The sequence below is a fragment of the Segatella baroniae B14 genome (assembly GCF_022024235.1).
Taxonomy (GTDB): Bacteria; Bacteroidota; Bacteroidia; order Bacteroidales; family Bacteroidaceae; genus Prevotella; species Prevotella bryantii.
The window spans coordinates 188,525-213,263 of sequence record NZ_CP091799.1; the positions used below are offsets into that span (position 1 = coordinate 188,525).

Genomic DNA, 24,739 nt, shown 5'->3' on the forward strand with positions numbered 1-24,739 from the left:
TAATCAACTATGTTACTAGAAGTATTAGTATATTTACTCGACATTTTAATTCGAGAGCCTAAACTCATAATTAAGTATTATCGCGAAAAGAGTAAAGAAGGGCGAGAAGAAAATGGTCGGATGATATTTATGGCAGATGGCAGATTTCCTCATGGCGGAATGTTTGATCGATTAAAAGGTGCAATTTCTATTTATGCCGCGTCCAAAGTTTTACATAAGCCTTTCAAAATATGCTTCTGTTCTCCTTTTCGTTTGGATAAGTATCTAGAGCCAAATCTTTATGATTGGCGAATAGAGCCAACAGATATATGCTATCATTATCCTGATTCTCGCCCGCTGTTTTTATATGGTGAATATGCTAACCCTAGACGATTACTCAAGAGACGTAATTGTGATGCCCATTTTTATTATGGATACAACTCATTAGATTATATCAATAAGAAGTGTCATTTGAATTTTGATTGGGGCCAGCTATATCATGAACTCTTTAAGCCTACACCATATTTGCAAAAGTATTTGGATGCTTATAAAGAAGATATAGGACAGCAATATATTGTTATCCATTTTCGTTTTTTAAATTTATTGGGAGACCAAGTAGAATATGCTATTAACCCAACATTAGAAGAAACACAGCAACGAAAATTAAAAGAACAAGCTTTGATTCAATTTAGGCATGTGCGGGAACAACATTCAGATTGTCGCGTGATGTTAGCTACGGACAGCAATCATTTTACCCAGTTTGTTAAGCATCATTTGCCCGATACATATGTAATACCCGGAGATATTAAGCATATAGGTACAACAAGTCAAACAAAAGAAAGTGATAATCTGAAAATGTTTCTAGATTATTATTTAATAGCAGGAGCTCGAAAGGTTTATAACATAGTAGGACCAGGCATGTGGCCGAGTGCTTTCCCAGAATATGCTGCTAAAATAGGCAAGTGTCCTTTTGAGCGCATATATTTCACAGTATCTTAATTTTTTGCCATAATTTTTGGAGTTAATAAATGATTATTTATTTTATAATCTTTTTTGCGTCAGTATTCTTATACTTATTTAATGATGTGAATCGTAAGAATGGAGTAACTTCTGTTCAAATGCCAATTCTGATCATTTTTATGCTTTTTTTGGCATGTTTTGTTGGATTTGGTGATATGTTAGGAGGATATGATCGTTATATATATGCTGAACTTTTTGATGATGTTGCTAATACGTTGTCAAGAGATATGAATATTCACATGGCCTATATTTTCCAGCAATGGCCGAAAGAAACAGCTTATATATGGATTAATATAGCCATTGCACATATTACAGAAAATCGGTATATCTTTATTATGATATATACGATGATTTTATATGTCTTTATTTTTGATTCTATTCGAAAATATTGTTCAGACTATCCCTTTGCGATTATGCTCTTTTTGAGTCTTTGGTTCTTTTTTACTTTTACCTATTTGCGTCAAGTAATGGGAGCTGCGATAGGATGGATGTGTGTTCGCTTTATTATTAATCGTCAACCGATTCCCTTTTTGATTTGTTGGTATATCGCTTTTCGGTGCCATAACTCAGCAGTAGTCTTGCTTCCGATGTACTTTGTTCCCATTAGGAAATATTCAGTGAATCAAATAGTTATAGTTATGGTGTTGTGCTTCCTTTTTGGTATATCAGGATTAGGAACTGCTATTTTTAATGCGTACGGAGAGGCCGATCCGGAACGAAAAAATAATCCAGCTACAGAAACAGGATTCCGTTTGCCATATTTGTTAGAAGCAGTCTTCTTTTTATATATCATATTATCTCGATACATCGAAATTCCTAATGAGAAAAAGTATATAGTATTATTAAATATGGCATTGGTCTTTTGTGCGATCTTGCTCTTCTTTATCAAATCAGAAAATGGAGGTCGTATGAGTTGGTATTTCATGATCGGTGTGATATCCACGGTTACCTTTGTATGTACTCATACACCTAATAATAGACAATATGCTTATGTATTGATAGTTGTTGGATTCTTTTTGTTTCAGCGTATTGTCTTTGCATGGGGAGTATTGCTTTATCCGTATAAAACGTTTTTTTCTAATGGTTTTCGTGAGGGTGATAAAATTCACGAGGAATATGAATATGATCGGAAATATGATGATGAAAAGATGTACAGGGCACCTATTCATTTTCAATAATATAACTAATTTATGTTGATAACGGTCTTAACTCCTACTTATAATCGTGCTTCTTTATTGAATGTTGCATACCAATCTCTCAGTAAACAAACTTATATTGATTTTGAGTGGCTGATTATAGATGATGGTAGCCAAGATGATACAGAAGTTGTTGCTGGAGAAATGCAGAAGTATTCTTCTTTTCCAATTCGGTATTATAAAAAAAAGAATGGAGGGAAGCATACGGCCTTGAATGTTGGTGTAAAAAATGCGAAAGGTGAACTTATAGTCATGCTCGATTCGGATGATGAGTTAATGAGTGATGCTTTGCAAAAAATAGCAGAGGTCTATGATACCGTTAAGGATGATTCCTCTTTTGGTGGTGTATGCGGTGTTATGGCCCATCGTAATGGAAAATTAATATCCTCGTTGCCTAATGATGGATATTTGGATTGTAATGAAGTAGACGCTCGTTATAAGTATCACATTACTGGTGATTTGTGCGAGGTATTTCGAACAAGTGTATTCCGAGAATTTCCTTTTCCAGAAATTCCTGGTGAAAAGTTCTGCCCTGAAGCACTAGTTTGGCATAGGATTGCGAGAAAATATAAACTGAGATTTTTTAATGAAGTAATCTATATACGAGATTATCTTGAAGGAGGATTAACTTCTAAAATAGTAAAAATACGCAGAGAAAGTCCTAAAGCCTCTCGAATTTATTATCGTGAATTGTTACAGCTTGATATACCTTGGAAGTATAAAATGCGTGGCTTATTGAATTTAATAAGATATACGATTAATGTGATATGATGAAAAGCATCAAAGTTTTGCAGGTAATAACCTCACTTCGTGTAGGGGGAGCAGAGCAGATAGTCATACAACTCTCTAGAGGCTTAATCGAAAGAGGTTTTGATGTTGAAATTGCTGTACTTGATGGAGAAAATTCTCCATTATTACAAAGTGCTCCTTGTAAAGTTCATATATTGGGTTTTTCCTCATATAGCCTAATGCATATTTTTCACTTGCATCAGCTCATGAGGCATTTTGATATTGTACATACGCATAATTCTTCACCCCAACTCTTTGCTTGTTTAGCCAATCTGTTTAGTCGACAGAAATTAGTGACAACAGAACATAATACTACCAATCGTAAGCGTAATTACACAGCGCTTCGCATCATAGATAGGTGGATGTATCATAGATACGACACTATAGTTTGTATTAGCGTTATAGCAGAGCATTTATTACGACAATATTTGGGAAGTACCTGGGAAAATAAGTCTTCTTTTCTGTATGAAAAAATAGTTACTATACCGAATGGTGTAGATGTAAAATCTATTCATGAAGCACAGCCGGATTTGGAGATGGTCCGATTAAAACAGAATCGAAAAGCATTATTGATGGTTGCCGGATTTAGAGACCAGAAAGATCAGGACACTTTAGTAAAGGCTTTGGCTCGATTAAAACGAGGTGATTATGAAGTTTGGTTTGCAGGTGTTGGAGTAAGAAAACGAATTGTAGAAGCGTTAGCTACAAGTTTGAAAGTATCGCAGTATGTTAGATTTTTAGGTTTACGTACAGATATACCTCAGTTGCTTCAAGCTGCTGATATTATTGTAATGTCTTCACATTGGGAAGGCTTGTCTTTGAGTAATATAGAAGGTATGAGTGCCAGTAAGCCATTTGTAGCTTCTGATGTAAATGGACTTCGTGAAGTTACCGAACATTGGGGAATATTGTTTCAAGAGGGTAATGATGAACAGCTTGCACAGGCAATAGAACGTTTAGCAAATGCCCCTGATTACTATAAGCAGATAGCTAAACGGTGTTATGAGCGTGCACGGCAGTTTGATATGCATCAAATGATAGTTCAATATCAAAAAGTTTATCAGAAACTTGTCGAATTATAGAGTATCTTCAAGTAATTTTACGTATATTTGCAATACGTTTGAATTTGAAGTCGTCATCTATTATGAAGAAAAAGTTAATTCGCCTCACGACAGTAGATTTATCTTTAGATAAGTTAATTCCTGGACAGTTAAAATATATGTCCTCAGTTTTTGATGTTATAGGAGTGGCATCGGATACAGGATTGTTGGACAAGGTGAGAAAAAGGGAAGGTGTTAGAATGGTTAACATCCCCATGGAACGTGAAGTTTCGCTTTTAAAGGATTTGCGTTCACTTATTGCACTTTTCTTCTTCTTCAGAAAAGAGAAACCGGATATATTGCATTGTAATACCCCAAAGGGGTCTCTGTTGGCTTTATTAGCAGGATTGTTTGCTGGTGTTCCTAATCGTATTTATTTGGTAACTGGACTTCGTTATCAGGGCACAACTGGTTTTTTCAGATTTATTTTGAAAACCATGGAGCGAATCTCTTGCTTTTGTGCAACTCAGGTAATACCAGAAGGACATGGAGTTTTACATACGTTGCATGCAGATCATATCACGAACAAGCGATTACGTGTGCTTCATTACGGAAATATTAATGGTATAGATACTTCTTATTTTTCTAGAAAGTGTTTAGAAGAAAACTTCAGAAGTGCATTAGGATTTACAGACGATGATTTCGTGTTTATCTTTGTTGGTAGAATAGTCAGAGATAAAGGTATGAATGAGTTGGCTGAGGCCATGAAAAAATTGATAAGCGAAAAACGAAGCAAACAGGTTAAACTGTTATTAGTCGGCTCTTTTGAGAAAGGTAATCCTCTATATGGCGATAATGAAGATTTTTTGCGGAACTCTGAGCATGTGAAATTTGTGGGATGGCAGGAAGATGTGAGACCCTATCTCGCTGCTGCTGATGCTTTGGTGTTCCCAAGCTATCGTGAAGGATTTCCCAATGTTCCTATACAGGCGGGTGCTCTTGATATTCCTTGTATTGTTACAAATATTAATGGATGTAATGAGATAATTAAGGATAATTTGAATGGTAAAATTATCAGAGCTCCTTATGCTCAACAGGGAAAAAGGGACAGTTTAATGGAAAATGCTTTGTACGAAACGATGAAGTGGTTCATAGAACATCCCGAAGAGGTTAAGCGTATGGGGCGAAATGCACGTGGAATGATTACTTCGCGATATGAACAGAAAGATGTTTGGAAAGAGATATTGAATTTGTATTTAGAATTGGTAGGTCTTAATAATAACTAGTAGAATTGCTTTATAAGTTAGCTCATATATTACGTGATAAGTTGCCTTGGTTATGGTTTATAATCGGGTTATTCAATTCTCTTCTTTTCTTACTTCGTTATGGAAAGAAGTTGAAGAATATGGTAGTCTTCCTAAATGATGAAGATGAGTTCCAAATGGAGCAAATGACCTCTGATAATTGCATAGAAATGAGTCAATGGTTTGACTCCCAACCTACGGAATCCTTCGATTATTTCAAACCTCATGGGTTTGAGGTTAAAGATTTAAAAGTATTAGCTAGCGATCATTCTTTTCTCGCTTTTATAGTTAGAAAGTATGATACACAGGAAATCGTTGGTTATCTTATGATGCGAAGTTTCTGGTGGGGAAAATGTTTTAGAGGATATATGGTAGACTATCGATGGAGAGGTAAAGGAATAAGTAAAAAAATGAATGCTAAAGCTACAGAAATAGCTCAATATCTAGGATTGAGAACTTTTGGTACTATTTCTCCTAATAATTTGGCATCGCTGAAATCTGCTCAAGCGGTTAATGATGTAATCATATTAGATACCCTTCCTAGTGGAGATTATTATGTACAATATTTGCCCAAAAATGGTCATAAAGTGGTTTTTTGATAAAATAATGTCACTTATAGGGCTAGTTTTATTATGTCCTATGTTGTTGATTGTTGCTATTTTGATTAAGATCAAAATGCCAGGACCTGTATTGTTCAAGCAGAAGCGTGTAGGGCAGTATGGAAAATTGTTCACGGTTTATAAATTCCGTTCTATGACAATCAAGAAAGAGGCGGCTACTGCAAGTAAGGGTGGTGCAACGTCGATAGCTTCTGAAGAGCAAAGTAGAATAACTCCTTTAGGGTTGAAGCTTCGTAGATATAAGATAGATGAACTTCCAGAATTATGGAATGTTCTAATCGGTGACATGAGTTTTGTCGGTCCTCGTCCTGATGTGCCAGGATATGCAGATGCACTACAGGGTGAGGAAAGAGATATATTAAAATTAAAACCAGGGATAACTGGACCTGCAAGTTTGAAATATCGTAATGAGGAAGAATTGCTGAGTCAAGTAGATGATCCTCATCGATATAACGATGAAGTCATTTATCCAGATAAAGTTAAGTTGAATTTATATTATTTACGCCATTATTCTTTTTGGACTGATATGCAGATAATAATCTGTACAGTATTGGGCAAGAGGATGATATACAATGGCGAAAATATCTGATAGGTACATGAAACAACAGAAAATACATGTGAACGATATCATTATGGCAGATGAGGCTACAGGTATCAATCTATCTATTGTCATACCTGTATATAATGAGGAATTGAATCTGCGAGAGTGTGTCGCAACTATTGAAAATCAGGGAATGCCTGATGATAGCTATGAGGTGATTTTAGTTGACGATGGTTCACAAGACGGTTCGCCTAAAATATGTGATGAGATTGCGGCTAAGAATTCAAATTATATTTCAGTACATCCGCAACATGCAGGAAAAGCCGAAGCTATCAATTATGGTTTAGCTCTTGCTACAGGTAAATGGGTAATGGTGGTATATGCTTGTGATAGGCTTATTAGCAACGGACTCCATTATGCGCTTCATGTTGCAAGTCAACATCAATATATAGATATTATTCGTTATGATTGCAATAAGGACTTCCTTGGAACGGGGCGACATTATGTGAATCATTTTGGATTGCCTAGAACATCACGTGGATTTATTTTTAGAGTAGAATTCTTGAATAAACACCATGTTTTCATGCATGACTACATCTATTTTGAAGATCCTTTGTTTGTTAGTCATGCTATCATGGCCAATAGTCAAATTATATGTGTTAATCGCGATTCTTATTGGATAGGTGAAGATCTATATGATTATCGAAAGAATAAAAAGGTCGAAGTGGCACGTAAACTAGTACGCGACGGATTAAAAGCAAATTCGCATATGTTTAGTTACATGTTGCGGTATAATATTAAAAATAATCCTGTAGCTTATAATCTTTGTATCGATCATATAAATAGGGACAAGGTTATGGTGGTAAATCAAATGCTAGTTGCTAATTATTCGCATAGTGAATTTAAGCGTTTGAGACATCAGTGTAAGAAACAAGATTTTTATCCAGTTTTTAGGTGGGAAAGAACTCAGCGATGTCGTCGGAAAATCAATAATATGAATAGAATTATTAATTCTTGGTTTATTTATAAACTTGCTCGTTTGTTTAATTATAGCATAGAGGAATATTAACGAAGAAGTAAATAGCAGAAAGGACATCTATATGGAAAGCAAAAAAGTCTTATTATGTCTGGCTCACATGTCTGGCAATGAAATGAAATATATTCAAGAAGCGTTTGATACCAATTGGGTAGTTCCTTTGGGACCAAACGTAGATGGTTTCGAAGACGATTTGGAAAAGTTCATCGGTGGAAAGCATTCTGTTGTAGCTTTGTCATCTGGAACATCTGCTATACATTTGGCTTTAGTGGCTTTAGGAGTAGGGCTTGGTGATGAAGTAATCTGTCAATCGTTTACATTTGATGCATCTGCCAATCCTGTCGTATATCAAGGTGCAACGCCTATCTTTATTGATTCTGAAGAAAAAACTTGGAATATGGATCCCAATCTTCTAGAAGATGCTATAAAAGATAGAATAAAAAAAACGGGTAAGAAGCCAAAGGCTATTATCCCTGTTTATTTATATGGTATGCCTGCTTATATCGATGAGATTATGGATATCGCCAATCGTTATGAAATTCCTGTTATTGAGGATGCAGCAGAAGCTTTTGGCTCAACTTACAAGGGACAAGTATGCGGTACATTTGGCACTTTCGGTATTATGAGTTTTAATGGTAATAAGATGATTACAACCTCCGGAGGTGGTGCTTTGATTTGTCCTGATCAGAAAACAGCAGATCGTGTATTATATTTTGCTACACAAGCTCGTCAACCTAAGCCATATTATCTTCATACCGAAATCGGCTATAATTATCGTATGAGTAATATCTGTGCGGGTATAGGTCGAGGTCAGATGACGATAGTTGATGAGCATTTAGCGCATCATCGTCATTTGAAAGATGTCTATGTCGAAGGCTTTAAAAGTCTTGATGAAGCAGTCATTAAAGTTTCTCCCGAGAGTTATATGGATTCTAATTATTGGCTAAATACCATTTTTTTTAAAAATGTTGTAGATGACTGTCCTGGTGAACCTTCTTCTGAGGTGATGAAAATTCAAAATCATTTAGCTTCTGTTAATATCGAAACACGTCCTCTTTGGAAGCCAATGCATACACAGCCAATTTATAAAGATGCACCATTTTATGGAAATGGTGTTAGTTCACGTATTTTCCCTAAAGGGTTATGTCTACCATCTGGACCTTATGTGACAGATGAAGATGCTAAACGTGTTATTGAAGAAATTAAAAATTGTCTATGAATTTATTCGATAAAATAGCTTCTTGGTATTTAAGCAAAAATGCACTTCCATATTGGTGTATACTGATTATGGATTTGTCAATTTGCTATATATCCGGTCTATTTGTTTTTTGGATGTACAATAGTGGTGCTGTTACTTTAGGTAATATAGTCTTATTATCTAAAACTATTGGCATCTATATGTGCTTTAATTTGATAGGTTTTAAATTATTCCATACTTATTCCGGCATTATTCGATACACATCTTTTGCAGAACTTAGACTTTTAGTGGATGCTATGTTAGTATCACTAACCATTGCTGAGGTCATGCATTATTTTGTTTATAGTTGGAATTTAGATTTTATTCGTCTGCAAGGTCGTCAAATAGCGGCTATGTATGTGGTTGCTATGATGGGAATGGTTTTGGCCCGTGTCTTGATTAAAAATCTCTATGATGTGTCTTTCAGAGATGCTAACGCTACTCGTACCATGATTTATGGTATTCAAGGTGGTGGTGTTGGTGTTGCAAAATCGATACGATCAGAAAAACCAATGAAATATCTCTTGAAGGGATTCATCTCACAAGACCCTAACAATGAGGCAGAAATGCTGATGGGTGAGCCTGTTTTTCATCCAGGTGATGGATTAATTAAATATCTAAAGGATGAAAATATTCAAACCGTATTAGTTTCGCCTTTGCAAAATCATAAGTTTCGTGATGATCAAAAAGTACAGGATATTCTAATCAATGCGGGGGTTACAATTTATATGGCTCCTAAGGATGGAGATATTTGGACAAAAGGTTCAGTAAATGTATCAGACTTGAAAGAGGTTAGCATTGAAGATTTGTTACCGAGAGCTCAGATACATGTGGATTTAAAAAGCATAGGGCTGATGTTGCAAGATAAAAAAATTCTGGTAACAGGTAGTGCTGGCAGTATAGGTAGTGAGATAGTTAGACAAATCGCTAAATTCAAGCCTGCGGAACTGATGCTGATAGATCAGGCGGAAACACCTCAGCACGATATTCGTCTAATGATGAATCATCGTTTTCCTCATGTTAAGGCTAAAACGGTAGTAACTTCTATATGTAATCAAGAACGTATGGAGTCTATTTTTGCCTCTTTCAGACCAGATTATGTTTTTCATGCTGCTGCGTATAAGCATGTTCCAATGATGGAAGATAATCCATGTATTTGTGTACAAAATAATGTGGGAGGTACAAAAATAATAGCTGATTTAAGTGTAAAATATGGAGTAAAAAAGTTTGTGATGATTTCTACAGATAAGGCAGTTAATCCAACAAATGTGATGGGATGTAGTAAGCGTATTTGTGAAATTTATACGCAATCTTACAATAAAGTTTCTTCTACTGAATTTGTAACTACTCGATTTGGCAATGTGTTAGGTTCTAATGGATCTGTTATTCCGTTGTTTAAAAAACAAATTCAACAAGGGGGGCCAGTTACGGTTACAGATCCTAATATTATCAGATTTTTTATGCTTATATCAGAAGCTTGTCAACTTGTACTTGAAGCAGGTACGCGTGGTAAGGGTGGTCAAATTCTAGTTTTTGATATGGGTGAGCCTGTTAAAATTGTAGATTTGGCTCGTAGGATGATTAGTTTGTCAGGAGCAGAAAATATACCTATTATTTTTACAGGACTTCGTCCAGGTGAAAAACTATACGAGGAAACATTGTCTTCTAAAGAAAATACATTACCTTCGTTTAATGATAAGATTAAGATCGCAAAGGTACGTGAATATGAGTATAAGGATGTATCCAAAGAGATAGATGATCTTATTAAAATATCTCATACGTTTGATGATATGGCATGTGTTAAGAAAATGAAGAGTATAGTACCTGAATTTTCTTCAATAAACTCTTTTTATTCTATTCTTGAGAAGAAGGCATGAGTCAGCGTGAGCTTTTTTTGAGGCTTATTCAAGTTTCTTTATGGAATCAGCATTCCCATTTTGGTCCTCTAGATAATGTACGATATCGAGCATTGATGCAGATGGCTGATCAACAGGCAGTGAGAGGTTTGGTGTCAAATTCGATTTTAGATGAAACGAATGCTGTTATACTAAAAAGAGATAATGCTTTAGAGACTTTGCGATTTGATCATGAGAATAAACAGTTGAATTTGAAAATTGATGCAGGACTTTCAGCTTTAGTTGACTTATTAGATTTTCATCAGATTCGTTTTGTAGTAGTCAAAGGTCAAACCATAGAATGTTTATATCCAATACGACATCTTCGAATAGGGGGAGATATTGACTTTTATGTGATGCCGGAAGATTTTGAAAGAGCCAAGACATTATTACAGCAAGAATGGAATGTAAAATATGACGAAGGTGATGCTAATAAGCATCTTGAATTTATCCATAATCATGTCATTTTTGAAATGCATTATCTGCTTTTACATTTTGCTTCTAATAGGGTACAAAAAGAATTTGATACTATTGTTAAATGTACAAAGATAGTGCGCAGAAAAATGAATGGAATTTCTGTTCCGGTTTTAGCTCCAGAATTTGAAATTCTCTATACATTTCTTCATCTTTATCATCATTTTTTAGAAGTTGGCATTGGAATTCGTCATTTGTGTGACATGGCAGTGTTATGTCATTACCATTTTAGTAATGGATTAGACAAACATCTTCTTAAAAGCCATTTGGATAAGCTTGGTTTTACAAAAGCTTTCTCTGCTTTTGGTGCGGTATGTATTCAGACTTTGAGATTACAAGAAAATGAATTTCCAATTCCTGTTGATGCAAATGATTATCGGTTTGTAGAACCCATTATGGCTGAAATTTTTTTGCGTGGAAATATGGGCGTTTATTTCAGAAAACATGCTGTGCGGTCGGGATTTGCCTATTTCTGCGAATCCTTATATTCTAAGATTCACTTATATCGATTGTTTTATTCTTTAGCGCCCAAGGAAACAAGAGCTTTGATTTGGCGTGAAATACCCACGAAGATATTAAGAGCCTTGAAGTTGTAAAAATTTCAAGGCTCTTTTTATTTTATCCAATTTGCCACCAATGTTTTTTCTTTGGTCTATATTCTTCTTGGATGTATCCTAAAGTATTTTGTATTATTTTTCGGTATGAAATACCATCATGGATTATACTATAAATCTGTCCCCAATCCGGTAAGCCTCCTATATTTCTATCATCTATAAATATGTCCGCCTTAATTTTTCGAGAATAAAAGCGATTGGATGAATCATCTTTTTCCTCAGGATAGTCTTTATTGACAGCATAAAACTCTATCCCTCTTTGTCTGCACCATTCCACGGCTTCTTCCAACGACTTTCCTTCTCTAACGGTCCAAAGGATAAGTTTGTGCTGCTCTTGAATAAGCATTTTTAATGTTTCAATAGCGAATGGGCGTTCTTCACCGATTTTGGGGTACTTATTTTCGACGATTGTTCCGTCAAAATCTACAGCTATAGTCATATACTATTTGTTATTTTTTAAAAGAGTCATCATCTAGATTACCATATTGACTGTTGGTATAATCTCCGTAATTGCCATAGTTACCAAAATTTCCATACCTTCCGTAGTTGCTATATTGGCCATAATTACCGTAGCCATAATAATAACTATTTGTTTTCTTTGACATGTCGATACCATTGATGACAATGCTTACATTAGGCAGTTTCCCCGTTCTTGCCAGAGAATTTATCATGTTGAAACTTGATTTTGGTGTATATTCTGCACGGCACATATATACTGTTGTATTGCAGACACGGCTAATTTGTAACGTATCTGTAACCAAACCAACTGGAGCTGTGTCAATAATAATATAGTCGTAATGCTCTTTTAGAGTATTGATAATGGCATCTAAAGATTCTCTTGCCAATAACTCAGTAGGGTTAGGTGGAGTAGGTCCTGCCATCAGTAAGTCTAAATTATTGTTGATCTGTGACGATAGAATCTGCTTTTCTATGGCATCCCATTCTGCTTCGTCTCTGACTAATATGTTAGTAATACCATGTTCGTGATCATCAATCTCGAATAATTCAGCTAATCGAGGTTTACGAATATCCAAACCGAGCATGATAACTTTCTTTTCTAGTAAAGCAAAGCTGATAGCAAGGTTTGCTGCAGTAAAAGTTTTACCTTCGCCAGATGTGGTTGATGTAAACATGATGACTTTATCTTCTTTCTTCATCATGAACTGAAGGTTGGTACGCATGCTTCGGAAAATTTCTTCCATTAAGTTGTTTTGATTTTCATGTACAACTATATCTGCACGTGTCTTAGCACTTTCACTAGCGATAGGTACATCTGCTAGAATTGGAAGTTTCGTCAGTTTAGCTACATCCTGATGACCTTCAATCTTGAAATGGAAGAACTGAATTAGGAATAAAATTACAGCAGGAACACCGATAGAAATAAGAATAGCCATCATTATTATGTTATTGGTGTTTGGACTAATCTTGCCAATAAACTGTGGCATATCAATTAATTTACCCTTGTCCGCAGTTGCTGCAAGTGAGATAGAATTCTCCTCACGTTTCTGGAGTAGCATGATATACAAGCTTGATTTTACTTCTTGCTGCCTACCGATCTGTGTTAAAGCCTTCTCTTGAGTAGGGGTCTCGCTTACTTTTGTCTGATATTTATTAAACTGGCTACTTATATCATTTTTTTGAATGGTGAGGCTATTAAGTGATTGATTCAAAGCTCGTTTTATAGAATAAATAAATTCATTTAATTGAGCTGTCAACGGAGTTACTGTAGGAGAACTTTCACTTGCACTTCTTAATAATCGATTGCGGTTGAGTACAATTTCATTGTACCGGTTAATAAGCGAAATGGCAGTTGCGTCCTGCAATCCTACATTTGTAGGGAGAGCCTGATATTTATTTTTAGGTGAGTTAAGCCAATTTATCATTGATTTTAAAAGAGAAATTTGAGTCTCAGATTCTGCTAATTTCTGCTCGAATGCACCTGCATTACTCAGAGCTTGATTTGCATTCATGTTCAACTCTACCATTTTGTTGCTCTTTTTGAATTTTTCTAAAGAACCTTCTGTTTGCCCTAATTCATTATTAATGATTTCCAAACGGCTATTGATAAACTGTTCGGTGCGTAAGGCTATTTCATTTTTGTCCTCATTAGCCTGTCGATTATAACAGATAACCAACTGGTTAAGATAATCAAGGCTGCGTTGAACATTAATATCGCTTATAGTTAAACGGGCAATAGATGTAGTCTTGGAGTTCTGAGATGCCTTTAAAGATCCAACGTAACCATATGCAGCCATTTTAGGTGATGTTATAGATACATTATAGACTTCACCAAGTTTCATTGGCTCCATGCTTAATGGATTTTTTGTCATATAAATGTTACCTGCACGAGTTGGAATGGTTGTAGGTAAAGCCCTTATAGTTTTATCAATACTATAGGATGGTGAAGACTCATTTTCAGCCAACGGCACTCTATAATTTACATTTACTCTGTATCCTTTCATAATTCGTTCTACACGAATACTGATAGGGACATTTAATTTCTTTACTTTGTCAATGTCCATATCTACATTAAAAGGCTGAGTCTTATATATGAGTTTTGACTTAACTTTGCCTTTTCTATAATAGTTAGTGTATAGTTTTAGGTCAGTAACAACTTCCATAGCAAGTGTATGAGAGGTAATAATTTCTATCTCATTATCAAAGCCATTCGTTGTTGAAATGGTTCCCAGATTAGTTGAGTTCTGTAATGAGCTTCCTCCTCGGTTACCCTCATCTTTAATCAATAATTTGGCTGTAGATTGATAAACAGGAGTAAGAAAACGTAAATAGATGAGTGCACTTCCTACACAAATTACAAAGGAAATCAAGAACCATCGCCAGTTTAGAATGAGCATAGCATAGATTTGTGAAAAGTCAAATGTTGACTTTTCCACCTCTTCTTTCAGTGCTTCTAACTGTGCATTGCTTGAATTATCTGCCATTATTCTTCTTCTTCGTTATTTTGATTCGGTTTCAACCAATTTCAATAGATACTTTCCGTATTCATTCTTTAGCATTGGTTTTGCTGCATCCAAGAGCTGGCTAGTATTAATCCAGCCTTTTTTAAATGCGATTTCTTCTAGACAGGCAATTTTGAGCCCTTGTCTTTTCTCTATTACTTCGATAAATGTACTAGCTTCACTAAGACTGTCATGAGTACCAGTATCTAGCCAAGCAAAACCACGTTGCAAAGTTTGTACTTTTAGTTTTTTTGCTGTAAGGTATGCCTGGTTAACACTCGTGATTTCTAATTCTCCTCTAGCACTTGGTTTGATATCTTTAGCTATTTTTATAACGGAATTAGGATAAAAGTACAGACCGACAACAGCATAATTACTCTTAGGATTTTGGGGCTTTTCTTCAATGCTCAGGCAGTTGCCTTCTTTGTCGAATTCTGCGACGCCATATCTTTCTGGGTCATTGACGTAATAGCCAAAAACAGTAGCTTTACCATTGTTGCATGCTTTAACACTTTCTTGTAATAGGCTAGAAAAGCCTGCACCGTAAAAAATGTTGTCACCTAATACTAAACAAACATTATCATTACCAATAAATTTTTCTCCAATAATAAATGCTTGTGCTAAACCATCAGGAGAAGGCTGTATAGCATATTCAAAATGAACGCCGATTTCATGACCATCTCCTAATAATCTTTCAAAACCAGAGATGTCATGTGGAGTAGAAATGATTAATATTTCGCGTATACCAGCCAACATTAAAACTGATATTGGGTAGTAAATCATTGGTTTGTCAAATATGGGAATCAGTTGCTTAGAGATTCCTTTAGTGATAGGATAGAGACGTGTGCCTGATCCGCCTGCTAATACAATTCCTTTCATATATATATCGTCGTTCAAATTACAGGAATATTTTTCTTTTTATATTATGATTACAAAGATAATATTTTTTCGTGATATAGAAACGTCTTTTTAGAAAATGTTTACCTATATTTTGTTTTTCTCATATAAAAACAGTAACTTTGCGTTCGAAAAAGTGTAAAATAATATAAAATAAAAGACAGATATGAGTATTTTTTCTAAGATATTTGGAAAGAAAGATAACCAACAAAAAGTTGGTGGTATGGAAGATTTTATGACTCTTGTCAGAGTCTATTTTCAAGCATCTCTTGCTGCAAATCTTAATATAACTAATCTAGCAGCATTGCCTGATTTGAGAACCTTCAAAACGACTCTTCGTGTTCCGACTCAAAATAACAAATTGGGTCTTGGTGAGAAGAATCGTTGTAAAAAAATGATGCAAGAAATTTATGGTACTAGCGATGGCTTTTTTAAGGAAGTTGATGGAAGTATTCGTAAAAATTGTAAGCATATACAGGATGTAAACGTATATTTGATTCAGTTCCAGAATTTTACTCAGGACATGATGATGTTGATGGGAAATCTGATGAAATTTAAGCTTCGTTTACCTTCTCTCTTTAAAAAGGCTCTTTATTCGATGACCGAACAACAGGTAAACGATATCTTTACAAAAAATAACTGGACCGATATAAGTGTGGTTAAGGCCGTAGGTGCTGTAAGAAAATATAATCAGCGTTTAGGTTTTAGCCAAAAGTGGATTTCAGAATTCGTATTTCAGTTGATTATGTTGGCAAAAAAAGAGCCAAAGCCATCTGAAGAAGATCTGGAAAAGGCTCAGAAGGCTATGAAATAATCGAAAAAGTTTGGTCTTTTCAATAAAAAAAATTATATTTGTAGCCAAATTGTAATCGTTATGAAGGCTGATGAAAAAACTATAAATACGTTTTCTACTCGTGTCAGACAGATGATTCTCCAATATAAAGACATTAAAAAGGAGAATTTGGAGTTATATGCGATGGTAGATGAACGTGATTCCAAAATATTAGAATTGGAAGAAAGGTTGCGTCAGAGTGAAGCGAATTACAATAGTCTCAAAATGGCAAAGATGCTCACTATTACTGATGGTGATATGGAGGGCGCTCAGAAAAGAATTGCCAAGATGATAAGAGACGTTAATAAATGTATTACGCTGCTGAGTGATAAATAATCGGAGCGATGGCTGAAGAAAGTAAAGAAAAATTAAAGATAAGATTGCATGTATATGATACAGAAATCGCCGTGAATGTCGTTCGCGACGATGAAGAGTATTATCGTAAGGCTGCAAAACTTATTACTGATACTGTGAATACATACGCAGATATTTTCAAAGGTCGTAAAAGTGATAAGGAATTGTTGTATATGGCTCTTATTGATATTGCATTGCGATATGAAAAAGAGGCAGGACGCAATGATACTTCGATATACCAGGATATTCTTGGTAAGCTCACTTCTGAAATAGAGGAGGCCTTGAATTAGTCTTTTTTCTATCCATAAATCGATTTTTACAGTGGCTATAATACTACATGAGATATTAAAAAACAGATTATATAAATTAGTAATATTATGGCATTAATTATAGGAGTCATTGTCGGACTCATTGTTGGTGGGACATGTGGCTACGCAATTTTTCGTTATGTTATCACAGGTAAGTATAACGAAATGGTAGCTGCTGCAAATAAGGAGGCTGAAGTTGTTAAAGAGAAGAAGTTGCTCGAAGTAAAAGAGAAATTCTTGAATAAAAAGGCTGAATTAGAAAAAGCTGTTCAACAGCGTAATTCTCGAATCCAACAGACAGAAAACAAACTTAAACAACGTGAAATTTCTTTGAACCAGCGTCAAGAAACTCTTGGACATCGTAAGATGGAGCTTGATCAGAGTATGCAGCGTCTTGAAAATGAGAAAAAGTTGCTTTCTGTCAAGCAGCAAGAACTGGATAAAATGCAGGAGCAAGAGAGAGCAAAGTTGGAAGAACTTTCAGGTCTAAGTGCTGATGAGGCAAAGAAACGTTTGGTAGATAGTCTTAGAGATCAGGCTAAATTGGATGCAGCAAGTTATGTCTATGAAGTGATGGACGAGGCTAAATTAAATGCAAATGCACAGGCTAAAAAAATCGTTATTCAGACAATTCAACGTGTAGCAACAGAAACTGCGATAGAGAATTCTGTTAGTGTTTTCCATATTGATAATGATGAAGTAAAGGGTCGTATTATTGGTCGTGAAGGTCGTAATATTCGTGCTCTCGAGGCTGCAACAGGTGTAGAAATTGTTGTTGATGATACACCTGAAGCTATTGTTATTTCTGCGTTTGATCCAATTCGTCGTGAAGTTTGTCGTTTGGCTCTTCATCAGTTGGTCGCTGATGGACGTATTCATCCAGCTCGTATTGAAGAGGTGGTTGCTAAAGTTAGAAAGCAGTTAGAGAATGAAATAATCGAAACTGGTAAGCGTACTGCAATAGATTTGGGTATTCATGGCTTGCATCCGGAGTTGATTCGTATTGTAGGTAAAATGAAATATCGTAGTTCTTACGGTCAGAATTTGTTGCAGCATGCTAGAGAAACTGCTAACCTTTGTGCTGTAATGGCATCTGAACTTGGACTCAACCCTAAAAAAGCTAAGCGTGCAGGTTTGCTTCATGATATCGGTAAGGTACCTGATGAGGAAAGTGAATTGCCTCATGCTTTGTATGGTGCTAAAATTGCAGAGAAATTTGGTGAAAAGGCAGATATCTGTAATGCGATTGCAGCCCATCATGACGAGGTCGAAATGAAGACATTATTGGCACCGATAGTTCAGGTTTGTGATGCTATTTCAGGTGCTCGTCCTGGTGCTCGTCGTGAAATTGTAGAAGCTTATATTAAGCGTTTGAATGATCTGGAGGCTATCGCTATGAGTTATCCTGGGGTAACGAAGACTTATGCTATTCAGGCAGGTCGTGAACTTCGTGTTATCGTAGGTGCTGATAAGATGGATGACGCAGAGAGCGAAAAGCTTTCTGGTGAAATAGCAACAAAGATTCAGAATGAAATGACATATCCTGGTCAGGTAAAAATTACCGTTATTCGTGAAACACGCAGTGTTGCTTATGCAAAATAAGTTGCTATAACATATATAAAATGAAAAGGAGCCGTTTGCTAATTGAAAAACGGCTCCTTTTTATTTTATATGTTTTTTAATGCTAAGCATTCAGATTCAATTAACCAACCAGGTCTGCAAACGGGTGCATGTACGATGATAAGTGGTGTGTCAGGTAGTTTTTCGATTAGCATCTCTTTGACAACAGTGTAATCAGCGATATCCCTTAAATAGACGGTCATTTCAGCAATATCATTGAAATTACATTGAGCTTCATGTAATAGTGCGTTTATGTTTTCAAGCATTCTATTCACTTGTCCTTTAATGTCACCAATGTGCAGTATGTTTCCTAGATGGTCTATGCTAGCAGTTCCTGAGATAAAAACTTTTCTTCGTTGACAATAATCTATATACGTACCTCTTTCAAACCGTACACCATATTCGCTCGTACGGTTAAGATAATCGAGTGCATAAAGGTAATGTTTTTGATTTGGGTTCAGCCCTCGAATGCTTAATGCGTTTAATTTACAATATATATCAGAACAAGTATCTCTTCCTCCGATTCCTGTAGAAGCGATATAATGAGTATTTTCAGTTAATCCTTCTTCATCGAAAACTTCGTTTCTTGCTTTCACTACTCCTGCATATTGATTATCAATATCATTTACATAAAGCCAGGTACGTATACAATCGTTTGCTAATGTGCATTTATGTTTTCTCAAAGTCTTAGCATATTCCTTAAATATTTTTTTAGTTTGTATGTAGGAATTTGCTCCCTCTGCAGTATTTTGAGTAGTCCAGATTTCATCATATCCATGATGTGATATCATGTAGGTATTTTTAGAGATTTGTTCCTTTTGAATATTAGTCATCATGTATGTCCACATGCAAATTTTGCATCCTTTTAATGGAGCTTGTTGAACGATAGAAACGGGAAAATCTTCTTGACCTGTAATTGATTTCAATTCATCTATTTGATTGGATATATCACTGAGGTAATATCTTTTGAAACAGATTTCAGCTTGATGTAAGTTTGGTAATTCCTTACTATACCCTTGTGTCGTCAATTTTTTATAACTTTCTAGTAGCTGTGTAACTTGTTGATTAAATGTGAGCTTGGTATTTGTAACCGTAAACATACACATATATTCATCGAAGTCATTCTCACTTGTAAATGCAAAAATTTTGATGTCAACATCACCATTTACAAACTGTATTTTCTTATTCATTTTTTTATTGAATTATTACCTTATACTTATTCGTATTTGTTGGTTATTGCAAAATTAGTAAAAATGAATTTGACCTGCAAATCAATATTTTTCTGTTAATTTTTAGTCATCCTTATTAATGATGGTTACATCTTTTTGTATTACTCATAAAAGGGGATGTAAACGTATCACAAACGGCTAGGATAGCATTATTTATTAATTTTTTTCCTTATCTGTACCTAGAAATGATGATTTTTTATATGTAAATATTTCATAATTTTTGAGTATTGTAAGATTTATTAAGCAAAGGTACCTTTGCATTCGATAATGTGAATCATCAACTTCATACTTTTTTGAGAAAAGGTATTATTGCTAGTAATCATGAATAAATATCAATTAAAACTTTTTTCGAGTATTCTGTGTGTCGGTTTTTCTTTACATGCAAATGCTCAGGTAAATGCAGCAGATTCTGTAATGAATCATGTTAGTGGAAACAAGCTCAGCATTGGTGGATATGGTGAGGTAACTTATTCTCGTAACTACTATAGTGATAATGGTAATCGTTACAATCAGCCAGAGAAGTATAAAAATGATCCAAGTCATGGTCGTTTTGATATTCCGCATGCTGTTATATATTTGAGTTATGACTTTGGTAAAGGTTGGAAGTTTGGTAGCGAAATTGAATTTGAGCATGGTGGATCTGGCAGTTCTATTGAATATGAAGCAGATGAAGCTATAGAATATGAAAACGAAACAGAGAGAGGTGGAGAAGTAGAATTGGAACAGTTCTGGTTACAGAAGACTTTTTCGCGTGCTTTTAATCTTCGTATGGGACACATAGTTGTGCCTTTTGGATTAACGAATGCTCATCATGAACCTTTAAGTTTCTTTACTGTTTACAGGCCTGAAGGTGAAAGTACAATATTACCTTGTACTTGGCATCAGACAGGTGTATCTCTTTGGGGTAAAGTCGGAAAATTTCGTTATGAAACACAGTTGCTTGCCGGTTTAGATGCATATCATTTTAGTCGTAGTAATTGGATTCAAGGTGGTGCGAAATCTCCATTCGAGTTTGATGTTGCTAATAAATATGCAGTATCTGTTAGACTTGACAATTATTCAGTACCAGGTCTTCGCTTAGGAATTAGTGGTTATTATGGTCAGTCTATGCATAATTCTGTGCCTCATGATATGGAATATGGTGAGGCGAAAAAAATCAAAGGGAATGTGTGGTTAGGTGCTTTTGATTTTACCTATAATAAATATAATTGGATAGCACGAGGCAACATAGACTATGGTTATGTCAGTGATGCAGATAAGATAACGGGTTATGTATATCCTAATACATCGAATGTAAAGCCGTATGAATCGGGTAATGGCAAATATTTTGGTAGTCATGCAGTAGCTTCAATGATAGAAGTTGGTTATGATATATTTTCTCAGATAGCCAAACTTCGTGCAGATAAGCAAAAACTTTATATTTTTGGTCATTACGAGTATTATGATTCATATGTTCATGCTACCAGCAAACAGTGGACTAATCGTAACATTATAGCTGCAGGTGTTAATTATTATCCTCTGCCACAAATTTGTATTAAAGGAGAGTATCATTATCGCAATTTAAAATCAGGGTATAATGATGAACCTAGTATCAATATTGGTGTAACTTATGAGGGCTTTTTCCTTTAAATAGTAACTGTTTAATCACTTCAATAATAGTATAACAATGAAAAAAACTTTTAAGAATGTCTTGGCTTTTGCCATGGCAAGTGTGTTGGCTTTGGGGGTCACTTCATGTAGTAGCGATGACGATACCAATGGGAATGGTAGTAGCAATACAAGCACTGTAATGAGCTCTATTGTAGCTAATTATGTTGATAATATTGTTCGACCAACTTATAGTGATCTTGCAGAAAATACGCAGACATTGTATGATGCTTGTCAGAATCTTTATACCAAGCGTAAGGCCGGAACATTAACACAAAGTGATATTGATGCCGCTTGTGAAGCTTTTAAGAACGCCCGTAAATATTGGGAGCAGAGTGAATCATTCCTCTATGGTGCAGCGACTGATAATGATATCGATCCACATATCGATTCATGGCCACTTGACCACTCACAGCTAGTTGAAGCTTTGAATAATGCTTCAATAATTGCGGGTATTAATGGTTCTCAGCCAGATAAGTATGTATATGAACAGAATAAAGATTTTGGTTCTGTGTTAGGCTTCCATGGTTTGGAATTTATCCTCTTTCGTAATGGTGCCAACCGTACTTTGGCAGCTTTGACAGCTGATTATGAAACAGAGACAGGTTTGACAACAGTAAAAACGCTTGATGAGTGTGCTTTTGCTGCTGCAATTTCTGGTGACCTTCGTAATATGACTTCTTTACTGGCATATGGTTGGATAGGTTCTAGTGCTAGTTCATCTATTCTTAATGTTATCAATACAGCAAGTTGGGTAGTAGAAGGAACTCGCTTTGCAGGTTTAACCAGTAAGGGTGTAAGCTATGGCGAGGCTGTTATTGGTGCTACTACCTCAGTTGGCTTGTTTACTACCTGGCAGGAAACACTTTCTAATATCTATGTTGGTGGTTGTTCAAAAATTTGTCAGGAAGTTTACACTCAGAAGTTAGGTCAGGCTTATCGCGTTGCAACGGGTCAGGGAGAAGCAGAGGACGCTGCTGATTATATCGAATCTCCTTATAGCAAGCGTTCTTTCCAGGATTATCAGGATAATATCTACAGTATCAAGCATTCTCTATATGGTAATCGTGATGACAATTCATCTACTCCTGAATCTAATTCTCTTATGGCTTTCATGAAGAACAAGAATTATTCAGGTTACGAGACTTTGAATACAGCTCTTAATGAAGCTATTGCTTCTTTGGAAACAGCAAAGAATAGTGGAAAGGCCTTTATCGATGCTCCTGGTGATGCTCAAGTTAAAACTTGCATCGACAAGATTCAGGCTTTGGATGAAGCCTTGAATAGTGCAGGAGCATGGGTGCAGAAGCAGGCTACTGAATAAGAAGATTAAAATTCTTATTAATTATACAATATATGCAAAAACATTATTTTATTCCATCTCTGGCCAGTGTCTTGTTAGCGGCTAATTTTGTATCTTGTAGTGATGATGATACAACAATAGCTACTAACGAACAGCCAGAGGCTAGTTATGTAGGACAGGCCGTAGGCAACTTTACTGCTGACGAGTGGTATCCAGGTGGGCAGCTAGGAACAACAGAGAATACGGGATCAAATGCCTATTCAGACCAGACACCAGCGGTTGATGCTGACCAGGATCTTTTTAATGCCTTTTTTTCAGGAGAGCAGATGTTCGAGCGTAATTATTCACAGTCTACTGCTCCTTTCAAAGGTTTAGGTCCTGCTTCTGTTCGTAGTTCATGTTTCGATTGTCATCCAGAGTATGGCCATGGCAAGCGAATGGCCCAGTATACTACGGGTTATGGCAATGGTAATGGCTATCTTTTGGTAGTTTATCATCCTACATCAGAAGGTTCTAATGATGGACCGTATATCTCAGAGGTAACCGGTATGCCTCAGACACAAGCCGTAACACCATTTCTTCCTCCAATCAGTGAAGATGGAATTAATATTACTTGGAATCATGTTACTGCTATGGAAAGTGGAATTCCGATGCAATTCCCTGATGGTGAGACGTATGATCTGATCTATCCTGAAGTGACGATAGCTTCATCGGCTTTCAACACAGATCCCGTTCCTACGAATTATGCAGTTCGTTTAGAGTCGACTATAGGTGTAATTGGTACTGGATTGCTCGATGCCATTCCTAATGATTCCATTAAGGCTCAATATGCCAAAACTGCAAGTTATTATAAGCGAACAGGCAAGGATGTTTCTGAGTATGTGAATGCTTCATTCTGGGATTCTGATGCCGATGATTTTGCAGCTGGTGCATGGTATAGTGTGGCTAATGGTAAGTTAGCTGCTACAGGTAGATATGCGGATAATACGTCTGCTGCAGATGCTAAATTGGTGAAGCGCTTTACATATGCATTGACTCGTGGTTCATTGCAGGATGGTCCTGGTGCTAATGCTATATGGAACATCACTAATGTAAGTCGTTCTGATCGTCCTTATCTGTATACTACTGATGCTTGGGCTAGTGCTATGAGTAAGAATAAGGAGGTTATTGCAAAAATTAAAGCAGACCCAACATCTCCTTATTATGCAGATGGTACAGAGGAAGGCATTGCAGATGCAGTTCTTCATCTGTTAAGTCCGTCGACTAATCAGTTTGATAATCAATGGCACAATTTTACAGCAGATCAGACTGATGAGCAGTTTTATAACTTTATGGTTTGGCATCGTGGACTTGCGATACCTCGTGCTCGAAATTTGAATGATGCTGAGGTACAGCGTGGTAAGGAAGTCTTTAACGAAATCGGTTGTGCTAATTGTCATCGTCCTACTTGGAAAACAGGTGATGATAACTATTGGAAACCAGGTTTGATAGGTGAACGCGATCTTCCTCGATATCCTCATCAGACCATTCATCCATATAGTGATATGATTCAACATAAACTATATATGAAGAATGATATTCATGGCAGTTGGTGTCGTACCACACCTTTATGGGGTAGAGGTTTGTCACTCATTAATACGGGTGCAGAAGACCGTTTGCACGACTGTCGTGCGCGTAATGAGATAGAAGCGATTATGTGGCATGGTTACAGTAAAAATAGTCATGCATATAATTCTGCTTTAAAATTCTATAATTTACCAAAAGCTGATAGAGATGCTGTGGTTAAATTTTTAAGATCCATCTAGTTTTTTATCCCTGGTTTTCGTAATCGAAAATCAGGGATA

General features: G+C 35.9%; 22 protein-coding genes. 18 read left to right on the forward strand and 4 right to left on the reverse strand.

Annotated elements, in window-relative coordinates; genetic code table 11:
* The first annotated feature begins 9 nt into the window (after positions 1–9).
* The 11 genes from L6469_RS00740 to L6469_RS00790 all read left to right on the forward strand — a co-directional run bounded on the left by L6469_RS00740 (position 10) and on the right by L6469_RS00790 (position 11,727).
* Entirely contained in the window at positions 10–978 is a 969-nt protein-coding gene (locus L6469_RS00740) for a hypothetical protein (RefSeq protein WP_006283485.1), read from the forward strand.
* Positions 979–1,007: 29 nt separating this feature from the next.
* Complete coding sequence (locus L6469_RS00745; protein ID WP_006283486.1) at positions 1,008–2,177, forward strand: EpsG family protein; 1,170 nt, start codon at positions 1,008–1,010, stop codon at positions 2,175–2,177.
* 12 nt (positions 2,178–2,189) lie between these two features.
* A complete protein-coding gene (locus tag L6469_RS00750; protein ID WP_006283487.1) occupies positions 2,190–2,966 on the forward strand; it encodes a glycosyltransferase family 2 protein in 777 nt (258 codons plus the stop codon).
* The gene (locus tag L6469_RS00755) at positions 2,963–4,066 is read left to right on the forward strand and encodes a glycosyltransferase family 4 protein (RefSeq protein WP_006283488.1); all 1,104 of its coding nucleotides are present in this window, start codon (positions 2,963–2,965) and stop codon (positions 4,064–4,066) included. The genes L6469_RS00750 and L6469_RS00755 overlap by 4 nt, the downstream gene beginning before the upstream one ends.
* 62 nt (positions 4,067–4,128) lie before the next feature.
* Complete coding sequence (locus L6469_RS00760; RefSeq protein WP_039871150.1) at positions 4,129–5,310, forward strand: glycosyltransferase family 4 protein; 1,182 nt, start codon at positions 4,129–4,131, stop codon at positions 5,308–5,310.
* Between the two features lie 119 nt (positions 5,311–5,429).
* On the forward strand, positions 5,430–5,927 hold the full coding sequence (locus L6469_RS00765) for a GNAT family N-acetyltransferase (protein ID WP_223918702.1): 498 nt from the start codon (positions 5,430–5,432) through the stop codon (positions 5,925–5,927).
* The gene (locus L6469_RS00770; protein WP_006283491.1) at positions 5,905–6,537 is read left to right on the forward strand and encodes a sugar transferase; all 633 of its coding nucleotides are present in this window, start codon (positions 5,905–5,907) and stop codon (positions 6,535–6,537) included. Before L6469_RS00765 ends, L6469_RS00770 begins: the two co-directional genes overlap by 23 nt.
* Positions 6,538–6,544: 7 nt before the next feature.
* On the forward strand, positions 6,545–7,558 hold the full coding sequence (locus tag L6469_RS00775) for a glycosyltransferase family 2 protein (RefSeq protein WP_006283492.1): 1,014 nt from the start codon (positions 6,545–6,547) through the stop codon (positions 7,556–7,558).
* A gap of 31 nt (positions 7,559–7,589) precedes the next feature.
* A complete protein-coding gene (locus L6469_RS00780; RefSeq protein WP_006283493.1) occupies positions 7,590–8,744 on the forward strand; it encodes a DegT/DnrJ/EryC1/StrS family aminotransferase in 1,155 nt (384 codons plus the stop codon).
* On the forward strand, positions 8,741–10,639 hold the full coding sequence (locus L6469_RS00785) for a polysaccharide biosynthesis protein (RefSeq protein ID WP_006283494.1): 1,899 nt from the start codon (positions 8,741–8,743) through the stop codon (positions 10,637–10,639). The genes L6469_RS00780 and L6469_RS00785 overlap by 4 nt, the downstream gene beginning before the upstream one ends.
* On the forward strand, positions 10,636–11,727 hold the full coding sequence (locus L6469_RS00790) for a nucleotidyltransferase family protein (RefSeq protein ID WP_006283495.1): 1,092 nt from the start codon (positions 10,636–10,638) through the stop codon (positions 11,725–11,727). The genes L6469_RS00785 and L6469_RS00790 overlap by 4 nt, the downstream gene beginning before the upstream one ends.
* A gap of 22 nt (positions 11,728–11,749) precedes the next feature.
* On the opposite strand, the gene L6469_RS00795 is transcribed toward L6469_RS00790, so the two are convergent.
* Genes L6469_RS00795 through rfbA form a run of 3 tightly spaced genes read right to left on the reverse strand, consistent with a single transcriptional unit; the run spans position 11,750 to position 15,584 of the window.
* Positions 11,750–12,184, reverse strand: a complete 435-nt coding sequence (locus L6469_RS00795) for a BT0820 family HAD-type phosphatase (protein ID WP_006283496.1) — start codon at positions 12,182–12,184, stop codon at positions 11,750–11,752.
* A 10-nt stretch (positions 12,185–12,194) separates the two neighbouring features.
* Entirely contained in the window at positions 12,195–14,687 is a 2,493-nt protein-coding gene (locus L6469_RS00800; RefSeq protein ID WP_006283497.1) for a GumC family protein, read from the reverse strand.
* Between the two features lie 15 nt (positions 14,688–14,702).
* Positions 14,703–15,584 (reverse strand): glucose-1-phosphate thymidylyltransferase RfbA, encoded by an 882-nt coding sequence (gene rfbA, locus L6469_RS00805; RefSeq protein ID WP_006283498.1) that lies wholly within the window; start codon positions 15,582–15,584, stop codon positions 14,703–14,705.
* Positions 15,585–15,768: 184 nt separating this feature from the next.
* Between rfbA and L6469_RS00810 the strand changes: the two genes are divergently transcribed.
* The 4 genes from L6469_RS00810 (at position 15,769) to rny (ending at position 18,698) form a co-directional block, all read left to right on the forward strand.
* On the forward strand, positions 15,769–16,416 hold the full coding sequence (locus tag L6469_RS00810; RefSeq protein ID WP_006283499.1) for a hypothetical protein: 648 nt from the start codon (positions 15,769–15,771) through the stop codon (positions 16,414–16,416).
* Positions 16,417–16,476: 60 nt separating this feature from the next.
* Positions 16,477–16,770, forward strand: coding sequence for a hypothetical protein (locus L6469_RS00815; protein ID WP_006283500.1), 294 nt, complete (start codon positions 16,477–16,479; stop codon positions 16,768–16,770).
* 8 nt (positions 16,771–16,778) lie between these two features.
* Positions 16,779–17,078 carry a cell division protein ZapA gene (locus L6469_RS00820; RefSeq protein WP_006283501.1) on the forward strand — a complete coding sequence of 100 codons (300 nt, stop codon included), beginning with the start codon at positions 16,779–16,781 and terminating at the stop codon, positions 17,076–17,078.
* A gap of 87 nt (positions 17,079–17,165) precedes the next feature.
* Positions 17,166–18,698: a ribonuclease Y gene (rny, locus tag L6469_RS00825; RefSeq protein ID WP_237851099.1), complete on the forward strand. Its 1,533-nt coding sequence runs from the start codon at positions 17,166–17,168 to the stop codon at positions 18,696–18,698.
* Between the two features lie 65 nt (positions 18,699–18,763).
* On the opposite strand, the gene L6469_RS00830 is transcribed toward rny, so the two are convergent.
* Complete coding sequence (locus L6469_RS00830) at positions 18,764–19,906, reverse strand: Rid family hydrolase (RefSeq protein ID WP_074802919.1); 1,143 nt, start codon at positions 19,904–19,906, stop codon at positions 18,764–18,766.
* A gap of 360 nt (positions 19,907–20,266) precedes the next feature.
* Here L6469_RS00830 and L6469_RS00835 point away from each other — a divergent pair, with 360 nt between their 5' ends.
* The 3 genes from L6469_RS00835 to L6469_RS00845 are packed head-to-tail and all read left to right on the forward strand — an operon-like array spanning position 20,267 to position 24,700.
* Entirely contained in the window at positions 20,267–21,574 is a 1,308-nt protein-coding gene (locus L6469_RS00835; RefSeq protein ID WP_006283505.1) for a hypothetical protein, read from the forward strand.
* Positions 21,575–21,611: 37 nt separating this feature from the next.
* Complete coding sequence (locus L6469_RS00840) at positions 21,612–22,916, forward strand: imelysin family protein (RefSeq protein ID WP_006283506.1); 1,305 nt, start codon at positions 21,612–21,614, stop codon at positions 22,914–22,916.
* A gap of 32 nt (positions 22,917–22,948) precedes the next feature.
* Entirely contained in the window at positions 22,949–24,700 is a 1,752-nt protein-coding gene (locus tag L6469_RS00845) for a di-heme oxidoredictase family protein (RefSeq protein WP_006283507.1), read from the forward strand.
* Positions 24,701–24,739 lie beyond the last annotated feature (39 nt).

Excerpts from the sequence above, each read along its gene's own strand:
- L6469_RS00740 (WP_006283485.1), top strand. The coding sequence starts at position 10 with ATGTTACTAGAAGTATTAGTATATTTACTCGACATTTTAATTCGAGAG.
- L6469_RS00745 (WP_006283486.1), top strand. The coding sequence starts at position 1,008 with ATGATTATTTATTTTATAATCTTTTTTGCGTCAGTATTCTTATACTTA.
- L6469_RS00750 (WP_006283487.1), top strand. The coding sequence starts at position 2,190 with ATGTTGATAACGGTCTTAACTCCTACTTATAATCGTGCTTCTTTATTG.
- L6469_RS00755 (WP_006283488.1), top strand. The coding sequence starts at position 2,963 with ATGATGAAAAGCATCAAAGTTTTGCAGGTAATAACCTCACTTCGTGTA.
- L6469_RS00760 (WP_039871150.1), top strand. The coding sequence starts at position 4,129 with ATGAAGAAAAAGTTAATTCGCCTCACGACAGTAGATTTATCTTTAGAT.
- L6469_RS00765 (WP_223918702.1), top strand. The coding sequence starts at position 5,430 with ATGGTAGTCTTCCTAAATGATGAAGATGAGTTCCAAATGGAGCAAATG.
- L6469_RS00770 (WP_006283491.1), top strand. The coding sequence starts at position 5,905 with ATGGTCATAAAGTGGTTTTTTGATAAAATAATGTCACTTATAGGGCTA.
- L6469_RS00775 (WP_006283492.1), top strand. The coding sequence starts at position 6,545 with ATGAAACAACAGAAAATACATGTGAACGATATCATTATGGCAGATGAG.
- L6469_RS00780 (WP_006283493.1), top strand. The coding sequence starts at position 7,590 with ATGGAAAGCAAAAAAGTCTTATTATGTCTGGCTCACATGTCTGGCAAT.
- L6469_RS00785 (WP_006283494.1), top strand. The coding sequence starts at position 8,741 with ATGAATTTATTCGATAAAATAGCTTCTTGGTATTTAAGCAAAAATGCA.
- L6469_RS00790 (WP_006283495.1), top strand. The coding sequence starts at position 10,636 with ATGAGTCAGCGTGAGCTTTTTTTGAGGCTTATTCAAGTTTCTTTATGG.
- L6469_RS00795 (WP_006283496.1), bottom strand. The coding sequence starts at position 12,184 with ATGACTATAGCTGTAGATTTTGACGGAACAATCGTCGAAAATAAGTAC.
- L6469_RS00800 (WP_006283497.1), bottom strand. The coding sequence starts at position 14,687 with ATGGCAGATAATTCAAGCAATGCACAGTTAGAAGCACTGAAAGAAGAG.
- rfbA (WP_006283498.1), bottom strand. The coding sequence starts at position 15,584 with ATGAAAGGAATTGTATTAGCAGGCGGATCAGGCACACGTCTCTATCCT.
- L6469_RS00810 (WP_006283499.1), top strand. The coding sequence starts at position 15,769 with ATGAGTATTTTTTCTAAGATATTTGGAAAGAAAGATAACCAACAAAAA.
- L6469_RS00815 (WP_006283500.1), top strand. The coding sequence starts at position 16,477 with ATGAAGGCTGATGAAAAAACTATAAATACGTTTTCTACTCGTGTCAGA.
- L6469_RS00820 (WP_006283501.1), top strand. The coding sequence starts at position 16,779 with ATGGCTGAAGAAAGTAAAGAAAAATTAAAGATAAGATTGCATGTATAT.
- rny (WP_237851099.1), top strand. The coding sequence starts at position 17,166 with ATGGCATTAATTATAGGAGTCATTGTCGGACTCATTGTTGGTGGGACA.
- L6469_RS00830 (WP_074802919.1), bottom strand. The coding sequence starts at position 19,906 with ATGAATAAGAAAATACAGTTTGTAAATGGTGATGTTGACATCAAAATT.
- L6469_RS00835 (WP_006283505.1), top strand. The coding sequence starts at position 20,267 with ATGAATAAATATCAATTAAAACTTTTTTCGAGTATTCTGTGTGTCGGT.
- L6469_RS00840 (WP_006283506.1), top strand. The coding sequence starts at position 21,612 with ATGAAAAAAACTTTTAAGAATGTCTTGGCTTTTGCCATGGCAAGTGTG.
- L6469_RS00845 (WP_006283507.1), top strand. The coding sequence starts at position 22,949 with ATGCAAAAACATTATTTTATTCCATCTCTGGCCAGTGTCTTGTTAGCG.